Consider the following 249-nt stretch of genomic DNA (forward strand, 5'->3'; position numbering starts at 1 on the left):
GGCTGTCCTCATTGGAAGTACAACCGGCTCTATTATTGGGACGTATTCGCTCACTCGTCAACAAGTTAACTCCGATGTCAACTGTGAAAATCATACCATTGCTTCACCTCAGGAACGGTTACAATTTTTGCAAAAACAAGTTCATCTCTTTCAAGATCATCTGCAAGAACTTGCTCAAGATTTAAGCCAAAACGAACATCAAAGTGCCACCTCTCTTTCTCCTAAACTTTCTGATCAAAGAGAAGAAAT

General features: G+C 40.2%; 1 protein-coding gene. It reads left to right on the forward strand.

Annotated elements, in window-relative coordinates; translation table 11 throughout:
* Positions 1 to 249 (forward strand): hypothetical protein (locus R0J87_RS23095; RefSeq protein WP_498889279.1); only part of this gene is annotated, 249 nt, incomplete at both ends.

This window comes from Halomonas sp. SIMBA_159 (assembly GCF_046536035.1).
GTDB classification, from domain to species: Bacteria; Pseudomonadota; Gammaproteobacteria; order Pseudomonadales; family Halomonadaceae; genus Vreelandella; species Vreelandella venusta_A.